The following is a 400-nucleotide window of genomic DNA, read 5'->3' on the forward strand; positions in this document are numbered from 1 at the left end:
CCTCAAGATGAGATTTCCCAATTAGTAAGACCCCTTGAAGACGACGAGGTAGATAGGTTGGAGGTGGAAGTGCAGCAATGCATGGAGCTGACCAATACTAATCGGTCGAGGGCTTATCCTATAAACTACCCCAAAAAGTGAAGAAGAGGCTGCGAAGCCAATTCCGAGTACTTTCCGGGGGCCCCGTAAAAAGGGCAAACGCAAATTCAATTCGGATTCAGTTTTCAGGCGATTAAGCCTGATACGCTAAGAAATTCATTCGCACTTCTGGTGTTGAACCGAATTTCACGCGGCAGCGTCTGTTTCACAGACGCATGTTTGGTGGCGATGGCGGAGGGGTTCCACGCGTACCCATCCCGAACACGACCGTTAAGCCCTCCAGCGCCGATGGTACTTGGAC

The 400-nt window shown here is 50.8% G+C and carries 2 rRNA genes; both read left to right on the forward strand.

Features of this window, described 5'->3' with window-relative positions:
- Nucleotides 1-121: ribosomal RNA gene (locus HPT30_RS00650) — 23S ribosomal RNA — on the forward strand; the annotation flags it as partial.
- A gap of 196 nt (nucleotides 122-317) precedes the next feature.
- Nucleotides 318-400: ribosomal RNA gene (rrf, locus tag HPT30_RS00655) — 5S ribosomal RNA — on the forward strand; the annotation flags it as partial.

Source organism: Paenibacillus agri (genome assembly GCF_013359945.1).
Lineage (GTDB): Bacteria > Bacillota > Bacilli > Paenibacillales > Paenibacillaceae > Paenibacillus_AQ > Paenibacillus_AQ agri.